The following is an 18,332-nucleotide window of genomic DNA, read 5'->3' on the forward strand; positions in this document are numbered from 1 at the left end:
CCGATGCCGGTCAGGCGGGGGAGTCCTCCTTCTCGCCCTCCTTCTCGCCCTCCTTCTCGCCCTCCTTCTCGAAGGAGCTGAGCGTGGGGTCGTAGTCGAGGGCGCCGATGTCGTACATCGGGGTCATCCAGTGGTAGAAGTTGTCGCCCCGCTCGCGCAGCAGGTCGTACAGCCGGCGCATCAGCCGGCGGCGCACGGGGGCCAGCTCGTGGTGGGTGTAGCGGTTGCTCAGCTCGTGCGGGTCGGCGTGCAGGTCGTACAGCTCGTTGACCGACTCGGGGTTGACGATCAGCTTGTAGCGGTCGTCGCGGATCATCCGTTGCGGATACGGGAAGTGGTGGCCGTGGAACTCGGCCAGCAGCTCGCCGGGCCACTCCGGGTGCTCGCCGCGGACGAGCGGGAGCAGGCTGCGGCTGTCCACGGCCGGCCCGGTGTCGCAGCCGGCCAGGTCGAGGATGGTCGCCGTGCAGTCGGTCAGCGTGACGAACTCGTCCCTGACCTGCGGCTGCTGCCCGGGGACGCGGATGATGCCGGGGATGCGGTAGATGTCCTCGTACATGGCCGGGCCCTTGTCGTGCAGGCGGTGGGCGCCGGTGAACTCGCCGTGGTCGGCGGTGAAGAAGACGGACGTGCTGTCGCTCAGCCCCAGCTCGTCCATGCGGTCGAGGATGCGGCCGATCTGCTCGTCGATCAGCGTCACGTAACCCCAGTAGACGGCGATCAGCTTGCGGGTGACCTCGATCGGGATCGTGTCGAACGTCCAGTGCGCGCTGTAGTTGCGCTGCACCGGCGGCTTGCCCTCGAACGTCTCGGCGATCGACGGCGGCAGCTCCACCAGGCTCGGGTCGTACATGTCGAAGTACTCGTCGGGCAGCAGGTACGGCAGGTGCGGCCCGAAGAAGTGGGTGGCGAGGAAGAACGGCCGGCCGTCGGCGGCGTAGCGCTCCATGTGCTCGATCGCCCTGGTCGCCAGGTAGTGCTCGAACGTGGCCTCCACCGGCTGGTGCAGCCGCGCGGCCAGCAGGTTGCCCTGGTTGCCGTTCGGCGTCGTCCCTCGGACGAGGTCCGAGATCCGGTACGGCGGCAGCCCGCGCTCCTCCAGGTAGGCGAGGTAGTCGGGATGGTCGACCGGGTTGTGCCAGCCGGGCAGGTCGGGGCCGTCGAAGCCGTAGGAGGCGGCGTTGCGGCTGGTGCCGCCGTGCCACTTGCCGATGAGCCCGAGCTGGTAGCCGCGCTCCTTGAGCGCCTCGGGGAAGGTGAAGGCGTCCTCCCGCAGGTCCTCCAGGTAACCGACGTTGCGCTCGTAGTTCGCCAGCAGCCGGTGACGGAACGGGGCCTGCCCGGTGAGCAGGCTGGCCCGCGCCGGCGTGCAGATGGCCGTCGGCGTGTAGAACCGGTCGAACCGGGTGCCGCTCGCGGCCAGCCTGTCGAGGTTGGGCGTGGCGACGTGCGGGTTGCCGTAGCAGCCCAGGGTGTCGACGCGGTGCTGGTCGGTCATCAGGAACAGCAGGTTCACTTGGTGAAGGCCTTCGTGTAGAGATCGCCGGTGTAGTACGTGGAGGGGTCGGGCCTGGACTTGAGCTGGCCGGTGCCGACGAAGAAGTCGCCGAGGCTGTTCAGCCACTTGGCCACCGTGCCGTCCTTGGTCTTGTTCACCAGGTCCTCGGTGGTCATCGTCTGGACGTTCGCCGCGTCCGCCTTGACCTTGGCCGGGTCGAGCTTGAGCAGCGCGGCGGACTCGGTGATGGCCTCCTCTGGGTGTGCGGCCCGCCAGTCGTTGGCCTCCTGCAGCACCTTGATCACCTTGTTGGTGAGCGCCTCGTCCACCTCCGTGCCGCCGACGAACGCGGTCGGGAACGAGCTGTCCGGCCACTCCTTCGTACTGGCGATCTCCACCATGTCCGGCACCTGCTGCTTGATGTTGTCGATCAGCGGATACCAGATGCCGGCCCCGTCGATCTGCCCGGAGGCGAACGCCGACACCACCGTGGCCGGGTCCATCGGCACCTTCTCGATGTCCTTGACCGACATGCCGGCCTTCTGCAGCGCCAGGTTGAGCACCATGTCGCCGGACGTGCCCTCCGGCACGCCGACCTTCTTGCCCTTGAGGTCCTGGATCGTCTTGATGCCGGGCCGGCCGATCACGCGGTCGGCGTACGCCAGCGTGTTGATCGCGACGACCTTGGCCTTGCCCGTGGCGGGCAGCCACATCGCGCCGGGGCCGATGTAGCCGAAGTCGAGGTCGCCCGCGCCGAGCGCCTGGATCTGCAGCGGCCCGTTCGTGAACACCTTGATCTCGGGGGTGAGCCCCTGCTTGTCCCACAGGCCCTGCTTCTCGGCGATGGCGAGCAGGCTGGCGCCGTTGTAGTCGCTGATGTAGCCGAACCTGACGGTGGAGCCGTCGTCGGAGCAGGCGGTCACGGAGAGTGCCAGCAGGCTCACCGCCGAGGCGGCCGTCAGGGCGCGGCGAAGGGAACGCATGGCCATCGGGTCCTTCTTTCTGTACGGGAAACTCAGGCGGCGGACGCCTGGTGGTAGACGGCGTGCCAGACCTCGTTGCGGATCCGCCCGAACTCGGGCGAGAGCCGCATCTCCTCGGTCCTCGGGTACGGCAGGTCGACGTCGATGATCTGCTGGATGCGGCCGGGCCGCGCGGCCATGACGATGACCCGCCTGGCCAGGTAGACGGCCTCGTCCACGTCGTGGGTGATGAACATGACCGTGCGCTGCTCCCTGCTCCACGTGGCGAGGAGCTGGTCCTGCAGCTGCACCCTGGTCAGCGCGTCGAGCGCGCCGAACGGCTCGTCCATGAGCAGGACCTGCGGGTCCACCGCGTACGCGCGGGCGATCGCGCAGCGCTGCCGCATGCCGCCCGACAGCGCCTTCGGCAGCGCGTCGGCGAAGTCGGACAGGCCCACCAGCTCGATCGCCTGCTCGGCCCGCCGCCTGCGCTCGTCGGCCGGCAGCCCCTTGAGCTTCAGCCCGAACTCGACGTTCCTGCGCACGGTCAGCCACGGGAACAGCGCGTACTGCTGGAAGATCACCCCGCGCTCGGGTCCTGGACCGTCGACCGGCCGGCCGTCCACCAGCACCTCGCCGCCGGTCGGCTCGACCAGCCCGGCCGCCATGCTCATCAGCGTGCTCTTGCCGCACCCCGAAGGGCCGACGACGGTGACGAACTCGCGGTCGGCGATGTCCAGCGACACGTGGTCGAGCGCGGTGAAGGTGCCGTCCTTCATCGGGTACGTCTTGACGACGTCCCTGAACGAGATCTTGTTGTTCATCGGCGCTCCTGCCAGTTGGTGAGGCGGCGTTCGGCCAGCAGCAGCAGGCGGTCCATCAGCAGGCCGAGCACGCCGATGGTGATCAGGCCCACGAAGATCGTGGACAGGTCGTAGTAGAGCTGGGCCTGCTGCATCCGGAAGCCCAGGCCCTCCTGCGCGGCGATCAGCTCGGCCGCGACCAGCGTGCCCCAGGCCGCGCCCAGCCCCACCCGCATCCCGACCAGGATGAACGGCGTCGAGGCCGGCACCACGACCCGCAGGAAGATCGTCCGGTCGGACGCGCCGAGCACCCGGGCGGCGTTGATCAGCGTCTTGTCCACGTCCACGACGCCCTGGAACGTGGAGACCACGCTCGACAGGAACGCCGCCAGGAAGATGACGAAGATCTTCGGCCGCTCGTCGATGCCCATGAGCACGATGGCCAGCGGGATGATCGCCAGCGGCGGGATCGTCCTGAAGAACTGCACGTACGGCTCCAGCAGGCCGCGCGCGGTGGCGTACCAGCCCATGAGGAAGCCGACGGGGATCGCCAGCAGCGTGCCGAGCAGGAAGCCGATCAGGACGCGGCGCAGGCTCGCCAGGGCGTCGGTCACCAGCGTGCCGTCGCCGATCAGCTCGGCCGCGCGGCCGGCCACCTCCAGCGGGTTCGGCAGCCCCTGCACGCCTATGGTGGCCAGCGCCGTCCAGACGAGCAGGCCGACGACGACGGCGACGAGGTTGAGTACGAGGGCGCGCCGCGAGCGCCTGGGCCCGCGCCGCACGGCCGGAGCCGCCTGCGCCTTGCCCGTCGCGGTGAGCTGGGTCATGGGTGGTGCCTCGATTGCGTCATGGTGATGTGAGGTCCTCAGCGAGATCCGGGCCTGCCGGATAGCGGGACAGCAAGGGGGATTCGTGCAGCACCAGGGCGATGCCGCCGAGCGCGCCCGCGACCTCGCCGAGCGTCGCCCTGCGCAGGCTCACCCGGTGCCGCGAGACCGGCATGACGTGGTCGTGCAGCGTGCGCTCGATCGGCTCGACCAGCGCCTGGCCGGTCTCGACCAGCTCGCCGCCGACCACGATGACGCTGGGGCCGATCGCGTTGCAGACGGCGGCCAGCACCTCGCCGATCCTGCCGCCCACCCGCTCCAGCACGTCCAGCGCGCTCGGCTCGCCCGCCCTGACCGCCTTGACCAGCTCCGGCACGTCCGCGGCCCTTCCGCCGGTGGCTCGGTAGGCGTCCAGCACGGCCCTTATGGAGGCGACGGTCTCCAGGCAGCCGGTGCCGCCGCAGTCGCAGCGCGCGCCGCCCGGCTCGACCGTGATGTGGCCGAACTCGCCCGACAGCCCGTACGCGCCTCTGTGCAACGACCCGCCGACCACCAGCCCGCCGCCTACACCGTGGGACAGCCGCAGATAGAGCACGTCCTGCCCGCCTGCCGCCGCCCCCCAGATCGCCTCGCCGAGCGCGGCCAGCCTGGTGTTGTTGTCGAGCAGCACCGGCACGCCGAACCGCTCCCGCAGCAGCACCTGCACGGGGTGGGGCGGGGTTTCGCCGGATTCCGGCCCGGGTCCTTCGCCTTCGCGGCCCTTGGTTCGTTCCTCACTCAGGCCCTCAGCTGGAAGGCCTTCGACCTGGGCGCCGACGACGCCGACGCCGATCGCGTCCAGCGCGCCCAGCCGCAGCGCGCCCGAGCCGGTGCCGGTGAGGGAGCCGATGAGCCGTTCGGCCAGCTCGACCCGCTGCTCCCACGGCAGGTCGGCGTCGTGCGGCTCGCTGGCCGAGCCGACGATCTCGTGCGCCAGGTTGACGGCCGCGACGTGCAGGCCGCGCCGGGCGAAGTCGATGCCGATGGCCTGGCCGGCGTCGGGGTTGAGGGTCAGCGTCTCGGCCGGTCTGCCCCGGCCGCGCGGGGTCTCCTGCGGGGACGCGGTGACCACGGCGCCGCTCGCCACCAGCTCGGCGAGGATGTCGTAGAGGGTCGTCCTGGACAGGCCGCAACGCTTGCCCAGCTCGCCCCGGCTCAGGGGGCCGTGCTTGCGCAACAGGCCGAGCACGAGCTCTTCGTGCCCGCGCCGGAGTTGCGAAAGGGGGCCACGGGGTGGTGCCATGCGGAGAGTCTGCCGAGGTCCATGGTTTTTCGTCAATAACCCGGAAAAAAACGCGCCCGCGCCGCGATGTGCACTGTGACCTGCGATGACGCGCCTGTAAGGGGTTCCGGCACGCTCGTAACGTTCGCGTAACGGCCGCCGTGAGGCGTCACGCTCGCTCGGCTGCGATGCGGTCCGCCGCCACGCGCCCTGGTGCCGTGGCCCCGGGCCGCCGTGTGGGCGGCCCGGGGAGGTGGGTCAGGCGTTCTTGACGGCCATTTCCCCCAGTTCGGACCAGTCGTCCTGGGCGATGGTGGTGTTGACGATGCGCGGCGTCTCCGCCAGGTGCGGCGGGAGGGTCTGCTGGGCCTGCTTGAAGTGGTCGGACTGGACGTGGGCGGCGCCCGCCTCGTCGTCTCTGAAGGCCTCCACCAGTACGTACTCGTTCGGATCGTCGAGGCTGCGCGACCAGTCGAACCACAGGCAGCCGGGCTCGGCGCGGGTGGCGGCGGTGAAGTCGCGGGTGATGGCCGGCCAGTCGTCGGCGTGCTCGGGCAGGACGCGGAACTTCGCGGTGATGAAGATCATCGAAACCCCTCGATGTGAATCGTCAGGCGGCGTTACGGCACGACGATATCGAGGGAGCATTGTCTTCATCTCATGTAGGAAATGTTGACTTTGCGGGCGGTGCCTCGTAGCTTCGTACGCATGAGTCAGGCCCCGCATCTCACCCTCAGGAACGTGACGCTGGAGGCCGGCGATCCCGCCGCCCCCGTCACGGTGCTGTCGGGCGTCGACCTCGACGTGCCGGGAGGCGAGCTGCTCACGATCGTCGGCCCGAGCGGATGCGGCAAGTCCAGCGTGTTCGCGCTGGTCGCCGGGCTCGTCCGGCCGACCCGCGGGCAGGTGCTCATCGGCGGCGCGCCCGTCACGGGGCCGGCGCTGGAGCGGGGCGTGGTCGTGCAGCAGCACGCGTTGTTCCCGTGGCGCAGCGCGCGGGCCAACGTGGCGTTCGGGCTGGAGGCCGGCGCGGCGCCCAGGCCGGAGCGCGACCGGCGGACACGCGAGCTGCTCGCGCTCGTGGGGCTGGACGGGGTCGCCGGCAAGTATCCATACGAGCTGTCGCCCGCCGACCGGCAGCTCGTCGCGCTCGCCCGCAGCCTCGCCTTCGACCCGGGCGTGTTGCTGCTGGACGAGCCGTTCGCCGGGCTGGACGCGCCGAGCAGGGCCAGGCTGGGCGACGAGCTCGTCCGCGTCTGGCGGGAGACCGGCAAGACCGTGCTGTTCATCACCCATGACCTCGGCGTGGCCGTCCGGCTGGGGCGGCGGGTCGCGGTGATGACGGCGGCGCCCGGCCGGATCAAGGAGATCGTCGACGTGGGCCCGCCGGGAGTCCTCCCGCCGGGCCGGCCGGCGGCGCGGAGCCGGCGGCGCGTATGGAGCCTGCTGCGCGGCGAGGTCGCGGCGGCCAGGGAACGAAGGGTGGCGGCCGCGCATGGCTGACACGGCACGGCTGGACGGGCTGAACGGGCTGGAGGGCGACGTCCACTGGTACGACCTGCCCGACGACGAGGCTGAGGAGGACTGGGTGAGTGAACGACGGGTGCCCGGCGGCCGGCTCCGGGTGATCGCCGCGGTGGTGGGCCGATGAGCGTCGTCGCCCTGGTGGGCAACCCGCGCTCCGGGTCAAGGACGCTGACCGTGGCCGCCGAGGCCGCCAAGGCCGTCGGGCAGCGGCTCGACCGGCTGGGGGCGGCGGACTCGTACGAGGTGATCGACCTGTCGGCGCTCGGCCCGCACCTGCTCAGCCCCGGCGTCTCCACCGGCGTGGAGGTCGCGCTCGAACTGGTCGCCGAGGCGAGCGTGCTGGTCGTGGCCAGCCCCACCTACAAGGGCACCTACACCGGGCTGCTCAAGGCGTTCCTGGACCGGCTGCCGCCGCAGGCGCTGGCCGGCAAGGCGGCGCTGCCGCTGCTGGTCATGGGCGACGCCCGGCACGCGCTCGCGGTCGAGGTGCACCTGCGGCCGCTGCTGGTGGAGCTGGGCGCGACCGTCCCCACGCCGGGCCTCGCCGTCGTCGAGGCGGACCTGCCCCGGCTGGACGAGGTGCTCACCACCTGGTCGGAACGCGTCGCCCCGCAGATCAACGCCACCCTCTGACCGCCCGCTTGACAGCCCCGCTTGACGGCCCCGCTTGACGGCGTCGTCCGGCCCGTTCCGGTGGCACGTGGGCTGCTGGGGCAGGCGTTATCTGCCGCTTATACGCTGATATTTGCGCCTTTACAAGATCTTGTCAGCTTAGTTGGCCGGTGATTTCCTCTTGCGAGATGCGCGACGCTGCGCATCCTCAGGCACGCAGGAGGGAAACGTGTCGACCAGGTCCTGGTTACGCAGCTCACTCGTCGTCGTCGCGATGACCGCGGCGACCCTTCCCCTCACCGGAGCGGCACGGGGCGAACCCGCCGCGCAGGCTCCGGAGATCCACGACTTCCAGGCGGAGCTCCACGGCGAACCCGATGTGGACAACCGCCAGGGTCAGGTGCCGCCCCCGGCGTCGGCGGAGCGGCGCGTCGCGGGGTCCGCCGCCGAGGTCCGCTGGAACGCTCTCGGCACCCCCGCCACCGTCACCGGCGCGCAGCCCCTGGCGGAAGGGCTCGGCGGCGACCCGGAGAAGGCGGCGCGCGACTACCTCAAGGCCAACGAGCAGCTCTTCGGCCTGTCCGCCGCCTCGATCGACGCGCTGGAGACGGTCGCGGTCAACCCCATCGGGCCCGGCCACGCGGTGCTGCTGCGCCAGCGCTTCGGCGACCTGCCCGCCGGGGTGGACGGGCTGGTCGCGATCGGCGTGACGGACGGCCAGGTCAGGCACGTCACGTCGTCGCTGTCGCGCGAGACGGGCACGCCGCCGGCCGCCGCGATCACCGCGCAGCGGGCCATGGAGATCGCGGCCGAGGACGGCGGCATCGACCTCGCCACGGCCGTCACCAAGCAGGCCACGGAGGTGGCGGTGCCGGCGCCCGGCGGGGTGCACAGCGCGTACCAGGTGGTGCTGATCGGCGGCGCGCAGGGCGCGGAGGCGGCGTACACGACGCACGTGGACGCGGTCACCGGCGCGATCCTGACCCGCGAGAACCTGGTCGACCACCACGCCGACCCGGGAAACCCCGAGTGGTCGGTCTTCCCGTCGAACCCGCGCGACGACTACTCCTCCAAGGACACCCGCCAGAAGTGGTGCGCCGCGCCAGGACCCGGCTGTGACCGGGTGATCGGCGGCGACCCGGCGGCCGGCAAGCCATGGGACGTCGACCACCTCACGAACGAGCCCACGAACACCAGCGTCGGCAACGCGGCCAGGACGTACGAGAACCGCGCCAGCGGCGACCCGTTCTCCGTCGGCACCCGTACCAACGTGCTCACCCCGGCCAGGGACTACCGCTACCCGTGGAAGAACACCTGGCACAGGGCCAAGTGCGACCCGGCCGTGTTCGACCAGCCGGGCGAGGCCGACCTCGAAGCGGCCATCTCCAACCTGCACGTCGCGCACAACCGCATGCACGACTGGTCCTACCGGCTCGGCTTCACCGAGACGGCCTGGAACATGCAGGCGGACAACGGCGGTCGCGGCGGGCTCGGCGGCGACCCCGAGCAGGGCAACGCGCAGGCGGGCGCGCGGGTGCTGTCCGTACGGGACAACGCCAACCAGATCACCGGCCCCGACGGGGTGGCGCCGATCACCAACATGTACCTGTGGCAGCCGATCGCCGGGTCGTTCTACTCGCCGTGCGTGGACGGCGACTACGACATGTCGGTCATCGCCCACGAGTACACGCACGCCATCTCCGGCCGCATGATCGCCGGCCCGAACTCCGGCTGGAGCGGCGCCCAGGCCGGAGCCATGAACGAGAGCACGTCCGACCTGTTCTCCATGGAGTACCTCAACGAGTACGGCTTCCGCCCCTCCGGCCGCACCCCGTACGTCACGGGCGGCTACGTGACCGGCGACAAGGAACGCGGCATCCGCAACTACGACATGTCGAAGTCGCCGCTCAACTACAGCGACGTGGCGTACGACATCGTCGGCGCGCAGGTGCACGCGGACGGCGAGATCTGGTCGGCGACGCAGTTCGACGTGCGGGCGGCCTTCGTCAAGCGGTACGGCGCGGGCACGGCCAAGCAGCAGCAGGCGTGCGCCGACGGTAAGACGCCGGTCGAGAAGTGCCCGGGCAACCGGCGCTGGGCGCAGCTGTCGTTCGACGCGCTGCTGCTGATGGCCTCGGGCGCGGTCAGCTACGTCGACCACCGTGACGCGCTGCTCGCGGCCGACGCGATCCGGTTCGGCGGCAGGAACCAGGACATCATGTGGCGCGCGTTCGCCGAGCACGGCCTGGGCGAGGGTGCGTCCAGCCGCGGCGCGGGCGACGCCGACCCGACGCCGAGCTTCGTCGACCCGAGGGGCAGGAACGGCTCGCTGAAGCTCAAGCCGCTCGGCGAGGCGAAGGGCGCGGCGCTGCGGCTGTACGTGGGCGACTACGAGGCCCGCGCGGTCCCGGTGGCCGACACCGACCCGGCGACCGAGCTCGGCGACACGGTCACGATGACGCCCGGCGTGTACGACTTCGTCGTCGCGGGCCCCGGCTTCGGTCACCGGCGGCTGACGTACGCGGTCGTGCCCGGCGTCGAGCTGCCGCTCCCGCTGGCCCTGCCGCGCAACCACGCGTCGGCGGCGAGCGGCGCGACGGCCACCGGCGACGGCGTCAACCAGGACAAGCTCATCGACGAGACCGAGGCCACGAACTGGGCCTCGCTCACCGGCGCGCCGGCCGGCCGGTCGGTGGTGGTGGACCTGGCGGGCGACAAGCCGGTCAAGATCAGCCGGGTGCAGGTCAGCGCCATGCTGCGGCCGAACGTCGGCGACCCGGCCGACCCCGGCGCGCAGAACCGCTTCTCCAGCCTGCGCTCCTTCGAGGTGCTGGCGTGCGGCAGGGACTGCGCCGACCCGGCGAGCTTCAAGAAGATCTACACCAGCTCGAAGAGCGCCTTCGACGCCTCGCTGCCGCGCCCGCGCGGCGCCGACATGCTGATCAAGTCGTTCGACGTGCGCGACACCAGCGCGACGCACCTCATGTTGCGCGCCCTCACCACCCAGTGCACCGGCAACCCGCTGTACGCCGGTGAGCAGGACAACGATCCGAACTCCGCGACGGACTGCGCCACGGCCAGCCCGCAGCGGGACCAGGTCAGGGCGGCCGAGCTGCAGGCGTTCTCGCACTGACAGGAAAAGGCCCGCGGTCCCGGCTTCGGGACCGCGGGCCTCGATCTCCTAGTAGATGCGGTACTTCTTGCCGCAGTTGTCGAACTTCCCGGCCCAGCAGGTGAAGGTGTAGACCTTCTTGATGCCCCGGCCGCTCCACGTGCCGACGACCTTGCCGTCCCACGCCTTGTTGAACTTGGTCCAGTGGCCGTTCTGGTAGACCTCGAACCAGACCCAGCCCTTCTTGCCGCCGCGCTTGTCCACGCCGTACCACTTCGTGTAGACCTTGCCGTGCGACTTCCAGGTCTTGCCGAACGTGTACGCCTTGTGGTCGCTGGAGAAGAACTTGCCCCAGGACGTCCCGGTCGAGTGCGCGGTCTGAGTGGCGGCCTGGGCCGGAGCGCTCATCGCGAGGCCGGTGACGGCCATCGAACCGGCGAGAGCGGCGATCGCAAAGGTCTTACGCATTTCGGGTTCCTCCCCCTGGTCGGTGCTGCCGGGGTGCTTCCGGCAAGAGGGACATTACGGAGGACGCACCGCAACAACTGCGCAGGAATCCACACAACGAATGTGATCGGCGTCACACCCCTCAGCGCTTCACCCGCACCCCATCCGCGGCGAACGGGACGTACCCCTGCTTGGCCGTCCTGGCCCGCACGTCCCCGCACGCGCCGAGCACCACGAACCGCGCGCTGGCGTAGTCGATGTCGTGCGGGACGACGTGGCCGTTCTCGTCGATGGTCTGGTACTTCGTCCTGTTGACGCCCATCGAGATCTGGCGCTCGCCGTCCTCGCTGGTCGCCGACTCCGTCGCCATGCCGAACACGCTGCCGCTGTGCCCCCAGAACCGGCCGCACGGCAGGTCGTAGGCGTAGATGCCGAGCCCGTAGTCGAGCAGCCCGCCGGCCACGACCGGCACCGTCTTCTTCATCTCCGCCAGCTCGGCCGGGCCGATCAGCTCGCCGCGCAGCAGCGCGCGGTAGAAGCGGTTGAGGTCGTCCATCGTGGACGTCAGCGCGCCCGCCGTGGTGACCCACGACATGTCGTACACGCTGTAGTCGCGCGGCGGATCGATGAGGCCGAGCATCGACTCGTACGCCTTCGAGTGCGGGCCGGGGATGTGCGGGGTGCGCGGGAACGCCGTGTGCCGCAGGCCCGCCTCGCGGATCACGTGACGGGTGATGTAGTCCTCGGCCTTGGTGCCCGTCACCTTCTCCAGCAGCAGACCGGCCAGCACGTAGTTGGTGTTGGAGTAGACGCCGGGGGTGGCGCCCGGCTCGCCCGTCGGCGGGGCGTCGAGGCCGAACTTCGCCGTCTGCAGCCGGGTCAGCTTCCGGAAGCGGTGGTCGTCGAGGCTCTGCGTCGAGTTCTCGTACAGGGAGGGGAACGCCGGGCCGACCAGGTCGGCGATGTGGCTGGTGTGGTTGAGCAGCATCCGTACGGTGATCTTCTGGCCGCGCTCGCCCGGCACGACGTCCGGCAGGTAGCGGCCGATCGGGGCGTCCAGCTCGATCGTGCCGCGGGCGACCTGCTGCAGCACGGCCACCGCCGTGAACGTCTTGGTGATGCTGCCCACCCGGTGCACCATGTCCGGCTTGACCGGGCGGTTCGTCCGCACGTCGGCCACCCCCGAGGCGCCCCTCCAGCTCTTCGCCCCGTCGCGTACCTCGCCGTACAGGCCGTACATGCCCGCCTCGTGCACGGCGTCGAGCGCCTCGCGCAGCGCCCGCCGGTCGAGCCCCTCGCCCGTGGCGGCCTGCGCCGGGCTCGCGGCGAACAGCACACCGAGCGTCGCCGCCACGGCGGCGGCGCGGCGTCCGGTCTTCTTGGCAAACTGTCGCTTCGTCATGCCGCCAGCATGATCGATTACGCCCCGTCCCGGGCAGATGCCGCTGTCACGACCTCCATATGACAGCCGTCATAGGGGTACGCTGCAATCCCCCACGAGAGGACGAGAGCGGATGCCCCACGCGGCGCGGCCCACGGTCACGCTGCGCGACGTGGCCGCCGCCGCCGGGGTGTCGGTCGCCACCGCCTCCCGCGTGCTCGCAGGCAGCGCCAGGAAGGTCGCCCCCGAGTACGCGGCCCGCGTCCTCGCCGCCGCCGCCGACCTGCGCTACACCGCCGACGCCGCCGCCAGGGCCATGCGCACGGCGAGCAACTCCATCGCGCTCGTGGCCGACGACCTGACCACGCCGTCGATGGGCATGGTGGTGGCCGCGATGGAGCGGGAGGCCAGCACGGCGGGGGCGTTCGTCACGGTGTCCGCCACGATGGGGGACGCCGCGCGGCAGGCGGAGACCGTGCGCGTGCTGCGGTCGCTGCGGCCCCGTGCGCTCGTCGTCACCTCCAACCGGTTCCTCGCGGGGACGTCCGGCGACCGGCTGGCCGAGGAGCTGCGGTCGTACGAGCGGGACGGCGGCCGGGCCGTCATCTTCGGCGACACCGACTTGCCCTTCGACACGATCGGCTTCGACAACCACGGCTGCGGGCGGCTCGTGGGGGCGTACGCGGCCGGGCTCGGGCACCGGCGGGTGGCGATCCTCGCCGGGTCGCCCGGCCTGCGCAACCTCGCCGACCGTACGGCGGGATGCGTCGCCGGGCTGACCGCCGGCGGCGTCCGCGACATCCTCGTCCTGCCGTGCCAGGTCAGCCGGGACGGCGGCTACGCGGCGGCCCGCGACCTGGTCGCCCGTGGCCTGGACGGGCGGCAGGCCGTGCTGGCGGTCAACGACACCATCGCCATCGGCGCCCTGTCCGGATTCCGGGCCGCCGGCGTGGACGTCCCCGGGGAGGTGTGCGTGACGGGCGTGGACGACATCCCCCTGGCCCGCGACGTCACCCCGCCCTTGACGACCGTCGCCCTCCCGCTCGCCGAGGCGGGCGCCCAGGCCATCCGCTACGCCCTGACCCCTTCGGACACGGCCCGGCACCTCCGCATGACGGGTCACCTGATCCCTCGCCACTCCACCCGTTCGTGAGGTCCTGTTCAGGTATGGGTGCTCTTGACGCTTATGTGACAGGCGGGGCAGACTGCGGAATACGTTTTCCCACGCGGCGCCGCGCGACCTGACCACCGGACGAAGGAACCCATGTCTCGACAGCAGTACCGGGCCGCGATCATCGGCACCGGAGGGATCGCCCATGCCCACGCCAGGGCCGTGCAGAGCTCCGGAGGACGGGCGGAGCTGGTCGCCGTGGCCGACGTGGACGCAGGCCGGGCCCGCGAGTTCGCCGACAAGTACGGAATCCCCCACGCCTACGCCGGCGCCGACGAGCTGCTGCGCGAGCAGGAGCTGGACGTCGCCCACCTGTGCACCCCGCCCCAGCTGCACGCCCCCATCGCGCTGGCCTGCCTGGAAGCAGGAGTCACGGCCCTGGTGGAGAAGCCGCCGACCCTCTCGCTGGCCGAGTTCGACGCGCTGATCGAGGCGGAGCAGCGCACCGGCGCCCGCGTCGCGACCGTCCTGCAGCACCGCTTCGGCGCCGGAGCGGCCCGGCTGCGCCGCCTGGCCGGGGCGGGCGAGCTGGGCCGCCCGCTGGTGGCCACCTGCCTGACCCAGTGGTACCGGGGCGAGGACTACTACGCGGTCCCGTGGCGCGGCACCTGGGAGTCCGAGGGCGGCGGCCCCACCATGGGGCACGGCATCCACCAGTTCGACCTGCTGCTGTCGGTGCTCGGCCCGTGGACCGAGGTCACCGCCATGGCCGCCCGCCAGGCACGTCCCGTCGAGACCGAGGACGTGTCGATGGCGCTGGTGAGGTTCGAGAGCGGCGCCATGGCCACCGTCGTCAACTCGGTGCTGTCGCCGCGCGAGACGTCCGTGCTGCGCTTCGACTACGAGCGCGCCACGATCGAGGTCGAGCACCTCTACGGCTACACCGACGACGACTGGACGGTCACCCCGGCCCCCGCCCACGAGGACGTCAAGTCGCTGTGGGGCGCCGACCGCACCGAGGGATCGAGCGGGCACACCGGCTGGTTCGCGGCCGTGCTCGACGCGCTCGACCAGGGCGAGCAGCCGCCGGTGACCACCAAGGAAGCCCGCCGCACGATGGAGTTCATCGCCGCGCTCTACGCCTCCGCCTTCACCGGCGAGCGCGTCCGGGCCGGGCAGATCACCGCGGACAGCCCGTTCGCCCGCCGCATGGACGGCACCGGCGCCCCCTGGAGGAACCAGTGACTCTGCAGGCCACTCACACCGTCGGAAAGTCGGTCACGGTCGCCGCGGGCGACGCCGAGCTGTTCACCTACGTCTACCGCCCCGACACGCCGGTGCTGGAGTCGCCCAAGCCGTACCTCCACCCGATCCGCACCCTCGGCGGCGCGCTCGTGTCGCTCTACCGGCCGCACGACCACGTGTGGCACAAGGGCATCGCCTGGTCGCTGCCGCACGTCGGCGAGCACAACTTCTGGGGCGGGCCGACGTTCACCGACGGCCGTTACCGCCAGCTCGACAACAACGGCAGCGCCGTCCACCGCGAGATGACGAACCTCACCGCCGACGGCGGCCGGGTCGCGATCGGGCACGCGCTCGACTGGACGTCCCAGGCCGGCGCGCCCGTCATCGAGGAGCGGCGCGCGCTCAGCGCGTCCGTCGTGGACGACGGCGCGTGGGCGCTGGTCTTCGAGACCGTCATGACGAACGTGTCGGGCGCCACCCTCGACTTCGGCTCCCCGACCACCAAGGGCCGCGAGAACGCCGGCTACGGCGGTCTGTTCTGGCGCGGGCCCCGCTCGTTCACCGGCGGCCTCATCCAGTCGCCCGCCGGGGCGGGCGGCGACGAACTGCGCGGCATGCGCGCCGAGTGGTTCGGCTTCCGCGGCCGGCACGACGAGACCGGCGAGCACTCCACGATCGTCATGGTCGACGACACCGCCAACCCGCAGCACCCGCCGCAGTGGTTCGCCCGCACCGAGATGTTCGCGTGCCTGTGCCCCGCGCCGTTCTTCAGCGAGGAGGTGCCGCTGGCCGACGGGCAGAGCCTGAGCTTCCGGTACGCGGTCGTCATCGCCGACGGCGACCGGGGCGAGGACGGCACGGCCAAGCTCGCCGAGCTGGGGAGGGAGGCGCTGCGATGACCGCCGTTCCCGGGGCGTTCCCCGGCGGCACGTCCGTCAGCCGGCTGTCGGTCTACTCGGGCAACGCCTGCGCCGACGGCCTGGAGGGCGGCACGCCGCACCTGCACACGGCCTCGACGGAGGCGTACGTGGTGATCGGCGGGCAGGGCGCCCTCCAGACGCTCGACGCCGGCGGGCTGCGCGAGACCGAGCTGCTGCCCGGCACCACCGTGTGGTTCACGCCCGGCACCATCCACCGCGCCGTCAACAGGGGCGGGCTCGAGGTGGTGGTCGTCATGTCCAACGCGGGGCTGCCCGAGGCGGGGGACGCGGTCATGACGTTCCCGCCGGACGTCGTCGCCGACCCCGCCCGCTACCGCGCCGCCGCCACCCTCCCCTCCGTCGATGTGGAGGAAGCGGTGCGGCGGCGCAGGGAGCTGGCCGTCGAAGGCTTCTCGCGGCTCGTGGACGGCGGGCCGGGCGCGCTGCGCGCCTTCTACGACAGCGCGGTCGCGCTCGTACGTGACCGGGTGGGGGAGTGGCGGGGCATCTGGGAGCGTACGGTCGCCGAGGAGACCCGCCGCACCTCCGCCGTGCTCGACGCCCTCGAACGCGGCGACGGCGGCCACCTGCTGGACGCGGCGCTCATGGAGTCGCCCACCGAGGAGCGCTGGGGCATGTGCGGCCACCTCCGCGCCCACGACGTCACCCACCCCATCCTCCACACCCCGACCTGACCAGGGACGATGACCGGCACGGGCGGACCGCCTGACGGGGCGCGGGGAGCAGGCGGGCCGGCGACCCTGCACGATGTCGCGCGGGAGGCGGGCGTGTCCGTGGCCACCGCCTCCCGGGCGCTCAACGGCAGCGCCCGCCACGTCAGGGCGGAGAACGTCGCCCGCGTGCGCGCCGCCGCCGACCGGCTCGGCTACCGGCCGCACCTGTCGGCCCAGGCCATCGCGAAGGGCTCGACCGGGACCGTCGCGCTGGTGGTGCGCGACGTGGCCGACCCGTACTTCTCCGCCATCGCCGCGGGCGTGGCCGCCGAGGCCGAGGCCGCGGGGCTGATCCTCACGATGGCGGTGGCCGGCGGCTCACCGGAACGCGAGCTGCAGATCGTCAGGACGCTCAGGGGCCGCCGCCCGCGCGTCGTCATCGTGACCGGCAGCCGCATCGACGGGGCGGGCACCAGGGACGCGCTGGTGGAGGAGCTGGAGGCGTACCGGACGGCGGGCGGCGGGGTCGTCATGATCAGCCAGCGCGACCTGCCGTACCCGACGGTGACCATCGACAACGGGGGCGGCGCGGCGGACCTCGCCCGCGCCCTGCTCGGCGCCGGCTACCGCCGCTTCGCCGTCCTGCACGCCCCCGCCGCGCTGCGCACCTCCCGCGAGCGGCACGAGGGCTTCCTGGCCGGGCTGGCGGGCTCAGGCGTGCCCGAGCCGCTCGCCGTCGAGACCGGCTTCACCAGGGACGGCGGCTACGCGGCGGCACGACGGCTGGCCGAGCGGGCGGGGGACGTGGACGCGGTGTTCGCGGTCAACGACGTGATGGCGATCGGCGCGATGACCGGGCTGCGCGACGCCGGGCTGCGGCCGGGGACGGACATCGGGGTGGCCGGCTTCGACGACATCGCACCCGCCGTGGACGTCGTCCCCGCCCTGACCTCGGTCGCGGTCCCGCTCCGCGAGGCAGGCGCCGCCGCCGTCCGCCTCGCCCTGTCGAACGACGCCACCCCTCCCAGCCTCACCACGACCGTCATCCTCCGCGCCAGCACCCCACCCCGACGGCGTCCGGCAGAATCGCGCCCATGGGCTACGACGAGCTGATCGACGAGGCACTGACCACCGACTTCGAAGGCTGGGACTTCAGCGCGCTGAAAGGCCGGATCACGTACGAGGGCACCTTGCCCTGGGACTACGAGCAACTCGTCCGCGACCGCCTCCCCACCACGAAGGCCCTGCTCGACCTGGGCACCGGCGGCGGCGAACTGCTCGCCTCCCTGGCCCCGCTCCCGCACGGAACCGCCGCGACCGAGCGCCACGCCCCCAACCTCCCGGTCGCGAGGAGAAGGCTGGCACCCCTGGGCGTAGAGGTCACGGACACCACGGCGACCTTCCCTGACGCCTCGTTCGACCTGATCACCAGCCGCCACGAGGCGTACGACCCGCACGAGATCCGCCGCCTCCTGACCCCGGGCGGCACCTTCCTCACCCAGCAGGTGGCCGGCCGCGACCTGGAGGAGCTCAACACAGCACTGAAAGCCCCACCTCACGACAACGCCACCTGGAGCCTGCCCGAAGCGACGAACGGCCTGCGGGACGCGGGCCTGGACGTCATCTGGAGCGCCGAAGCCACCTCCACCACCACGTTCCACGACATAGGCGCCCTCGTCCTGTTCCTCCGCATGGTCCCGTGGCAGATCCCCGCCTTCGACGTCCAGACGTACGCCCCGCACCTCCGCACCCTCCACGAGTCCCGAGCCCCCCTGAAAGCCACCGCCCACCGCTTCGCCCTCCTCGCTAGCACCGGCCCATAAGATCGGCACCATCCACTGATGCGGGCCGGGGAGGGAGGGCGCGGTGGCTGCGGTGACCCGGCCGAAGGTCTGCCGACTCTCGCTGAGCGAACTGGTGGACCTCGCGCGGCGCGGCCGGATCCGGATCCC

Annotated in this window: 18 protein-coding genes; 10 read left to right on the plus strand and 8 right to left on the minus strand. The window is 71.8% G+C overall.

Annotation, left to right across the window (positions count from 1 at the left end; all coding sequences use genetic code 11):
- Positions 1-10 precede the first annotated feature (10 nt).
- The 6 genes from ACFFR3_RS39610 to ACFFR3_RS39635 form a co-directional block, all read right to left on the minus strand.
- Positions 11-1,516: a sulfatase family protein gene (locus ACFFR3_RS39610; protein ID WP_379484791.1), complete on the minus strand. Its 1,506-nt coding sequence runs from the start codon at positions 1,514-1,516 to the stop codon at positions 11-13.
- A complete protein-coding gene (locus tag ACFFR3_RS39615) occupies positions 1,513-2,481 on the minus strand; it encodes an aliphatic sulfonate ABC transporter substrate-binding protein (RefSeq protein ID WP_364369156.1) in 969 nt (322 codons plus the stop codon). Before ACFFR3_RS39615 ends, ACFFR3_RS39610 begins: the two co-directional genes overlap by 4 nt.
- 32 nt (positions 2,482-2,513) lie before the next feature.
- Positions 2,514-3,284: an ABC transporter ATP-binding protein gene (locus ACFFR3_RS39620; protein ID WP_345399754.1), complete on the minus strand. Its 771-nt coding sequence runs from the start codon at positions 3,282-3,284 to the stop codon at positions 2,514-2,516.
- Entirely contained in the window at positions 3,281-4,090 is an 810-nt protein-coding gene (locus ACFFR3_RS39625) for an ABC transporter permease (RefSeq protein ID WP_364369159.1), read from the minus strand. The genes ACFFR3_RS39620 and ACFFR3_RS39625 overlap by 4 nt, the downstream gene beginning before the upstream one ends.
- A 19-nt stretch (positions 4,091-4,109) precedes the next feature.
- Complete coding sequence (locus ACFFR3_RS39630) at positions 4,110-5,372, minus strand: ROK family transcriptional regulator (RefSeq protein WP_379484792.1); 1,263 nt, start codon at positions 5,370-5,372, stop codon at positions 4,110-4,112.
- 237 nt (positions 5,373-5,609) lie between these two features.
- Positions 5,610-5,939, minus strand: a complete 330-nt coding sequence (locus ACFFR3_RS39635) for a putative quinol monooxygenase (protein ID WP_345399760.1) — start codon at positions 5,937-5,939, stop codon at positions 5,610-5,612.
- Positions 5,940-6,059: 120 nt separating this feature from the next.
- Here ACFFR3_RS39635 and ACFFR3_RS39640 point away from each other — a divergent pair, with 120 nt between their 5' ends.
- From ACFFR3_RS39640 to ACFFR3_RS39655, 4 genes are all read left to right on the plus strand, one after another.
- A complete protein-coding gene (locus ACFFR3_RS39640; RefSeq protein WP_364369165.1) occupies positions 6,060-6,854 on the plus strand; it encodes an ABC transporter ATP-binding protein in 795 nt (264 codons plus the stop codon).
- Complete coding sequence (locus ACFFR3_RS39645) at positions 6,847-7,002, plus strand: hypothetical protein (RefSeq protein WP_345399766.1); 156 nt, start codon at positions 6,847-6,849, stop codon at positions 7,000-7,002. The genes ACFFR3_RS39640 and ACFFR3_RS39645 overlap by 8 nt, the downstream gene beginning before the upstream one ends.
- Positions 6,999-7,511 (plus strand): NADPH-dependent FMN reductase, encoded by a 513-nt coding sequence (locus ACFFR3_RS39650; protein ID WP_379484793.1) that lies wholly within the window; start codon positions 6,999-7,001, stop codon positions 7,509-7,511. The genes ACFFR3_RS39645 and ACFFR3_RS39650 overlap by 4 nt, the downstream gene beginning before the upstream one ends.
- A gap of 208 nt (positions 7,512-7,719) precedes the next feature.
- Positions 7,720-10,623, plus strand: a complete 2,904-nt coding sequence (locus tag ACFFR3_RS39655) for a M36 family metallopeptidase (RefSeq protein ID WP_345399775.1) — start codon at positions 7,720-7,722, stop codon at positions 10,621-10,623.
- Between the two features lie 48 nt (positions 10,624-10,671).
- On the opposite strand, the gene ACFFR3_RS39660 is transcribed toward ACFFR3_RS39655, so the two are convergent.
- Entirely contained in the window at positions 10,672-11,070 is a 399-nt protein-coding gene (locus tag ACFFR3_RS39660; protein WP_345399778.1) for a hypothetical protein, read from the minus strand.
- Positions 11,071-11,191: 121 nt separating this feature from the next.
- Complete coding sequence (locus ACFFR3_RS39665) at positions 11,192-12,451, minus strand: serine hydrolase domain-containing protein (protein ID WP_345399781.1); 1,260 nt, start codon at positions 12,449-12,451, stop codon at positions 11,192-11,194.
- A gap of 112 nt (positions 12,452-12,563) precedes the next feature.
- Here ACFFR3_RS39665 and ACFFR3_RS39670 point away from each other — a divergent pair, with 112 nt between their 5' ends.
- From ACFFR3_RS39670 to ACFFR3_RS39695, 6 genes are all read left to right on the plus strand, one after another.
- The gene (locus tag ACFFR3_RS39670; protein WP_379484794.1) at positions 12,564-13,583 is read left to right on the plus strand and encodes a LacI family DNA-binding transcriptional regulator; all 1,020 of its coding nucleotides are present in this window, start codon (positions 12,564-12,566) and stop codon (positions 13,581-13,583) included.
- A gap of 111 nt (positions 13,584-13,694) precedes the next feature.
- On the plus strand, positions 13,695-14,786 hold the full coding sequence (locus ACFFR3_RS39675; RefSeq protein ID WP_379484795.1) for a Gfo/Idh/MocA family protein: 1,092 nt from the start codon (positions 13,695-13,697) through the stop codon (positions 14,784-14,786).
- Positions 14,783-15,685 (plus strand): DUF6807 domain-containing protein, encoded by a 903-nt coding sequence (locus ACFFR3_RS39680; RefSeq protein WP_345409637.1) that lies wholly within the window; start codon positions 14,783-14,785, stop codon positions 15,683-15,685. Before ACFFR3_RS39675 ends, ACFFR3_RS39680 begins: the two co-directional genes overlap by 4 nt.
- Positions 15,682-16,401 carry a cupin domain-containing protein gene (locus ACFFR3_RS39685; protein ID WP_345399784.1) on the plus strand — a complete coding sequence of 240 codons (720 nt, stop codon included), beginning with the start codon at positions 15,682-15,684 and terminating at the stop codon, positions 16,399-16,401. The genes ACFFR3_RS39680 and ACFFR3_RS39685 overlap by 4 nt, the downstream gene beginning before the upstream one ends.
- Before the next feature lie 9 nt (positions 16,402-16,410).
- A complete protein-coding gene (locus ACFFR3_RS39690) occupies positions 16,411-17,493 on the plus strand; it encodes a LacI family DNA-binding transcriptional regulator (RefSeq protein WP_345399787.1) in 1,083 nt (360 codons plus the stop codon).
- On the plus strand, positions 17,475-18,203 hold the full coding sequence (locus ACFFR3_RS39695; protein WP_364369190.1) for a class I SAM-dependent methyltransferase: 729 nt from the start codon (positions 17,475-17,477) through the stop codon (positions 18,201-18,203). The genes ACFFR3_RS39690 and ACFFR3_RS39695 overlap by 19 nt, the downstream gene beginning before the upstream one ends.
- Positions 18,204-18,332 lie beyond the last annotated feature (129 nt).

The organism is Nonomuraea salmonea, assembly GCF_042428605.1.
Taxonomy (GTDB): domain Bacteria; phylum Actinomycetota; class Actinomycetes; order Streptosporangiales; family Streptosporangiaceae; genus Nonomuraea; species Nonomuraea salmonea.

Excerpts from the sequence above, each read along its gene's own strand:
- ACFFR3_RS39665 (WP_345399781.1), bottom strand. The coding sequence starts at position 12,451 with ATGACGAAGCGACAGTTTGCCAAGAAGACCGGACGCCGCGCCGCCGCC.
- ACFFR3_RS39660 (WP_345399778.1), bottom strand. The coding sequence starts at position 11,070 with ATGCGTAAGACCTTTGCGATCGCCGCTCTCGCCGGTTCGATGGCCGTC.
- ACFFR3_RS39615 (WP_364369156.1), bottom strand. The coding sequence starts at position 2,481 with ATGCGTTCCCTTCGCCGCGCCCTGACGGCCGCCTCGGCGGTGAGCCTG.
- ACFFR3_RS39695 (WP_364369190.1), top strand. The coding sequence starts at position 17,475 with ATGGGCTACGACGAGCTGATCGACGAGGCACTGACCACCGACTTCGAA.
- ACFFR3_RS39690 (WP_345399787.1), top strand. The coding sequence starts at position 16,411 with ATGACCGGCACGGGCGGACCGCCTGACGGGGCGCGGGGAGCAGGCGGG.
- ACFFR3_RS39625 (WP_364369159.1), bottom strand. The coding sequence starts at position 4,090 with ATGACCCAGCTCACCGCGACGGGCAAGGCGCAGGCGGCTCCGGCCGTG.
- ACFFR3_RS39640 (WP_364369165.1), top strand. The coding sequence starts at position 6,060 with ATGAGTCAGGCCCCGCATCTCACCCTCAGGAACGTGACGCTGGAGGCC.
- ACFFR3_RS39685 (WP_345399784.1), top strand. The coding sequence starts at position 15,682 with ATGACCGCCGTTCCCGGGGCGTTCCCCGGCGGCACGTCCGTCAGCCGG.
- ACFFR3_RS39650 (WP_379484793.1), top strand. The coding sequence starts at position 6,999 with ATGAGCGTCGTCGCCCTGGTGGGCAACCCGCGCTCCGGGTCAAGGACG.
- ACFFR3_RS39670 (WP_379484794.1), top strand. The coding sequence starts at position 12,564 with ATGCCCCACGCGGCGCGGCCCACGGTCACGCTGCGCGACGTGGCCGCC.
- ACFFR3_RS39620 (WP_345399754.1), bottom strand. The coding sequence starts at position 3,284 with ATGAACAACAAGATCTCGTTCAGGGACGTCGTCAAGACGTACCCGATG.
- ACFFR3_RS39635 (WP_345399760.1), bottom strand. The coding sequence starts at position 5,939 with ATGATCTTCATCACCGCGAAGTTCCGCGTCCTGCCCGAGCACGCCGAC.
- ACFFR3_RS39675 (WP_379484795.1), top strand. The coding sequence starts at position 13,695 with ATGTCTCGACAGCAGTACCGGGCCGCGATCATCGGCACCGGAGGGATC.
- ACFFR3_RS39630 (WP_379484792.1), bottom strand. The coding sequence starts at position 5,372 with ATGGCACCACCCCGTGGCCCCCTTTCGCAACTCCGGCGCGGGCACGAA.
- ACFFR3_RS39645 (WP_345399766.1), top strand. The coding sequence starts at position 6,847 with ATGGCTGACACGGCACGGCTGGACGGGCTGAACGGGCTGGAGGGCGAC.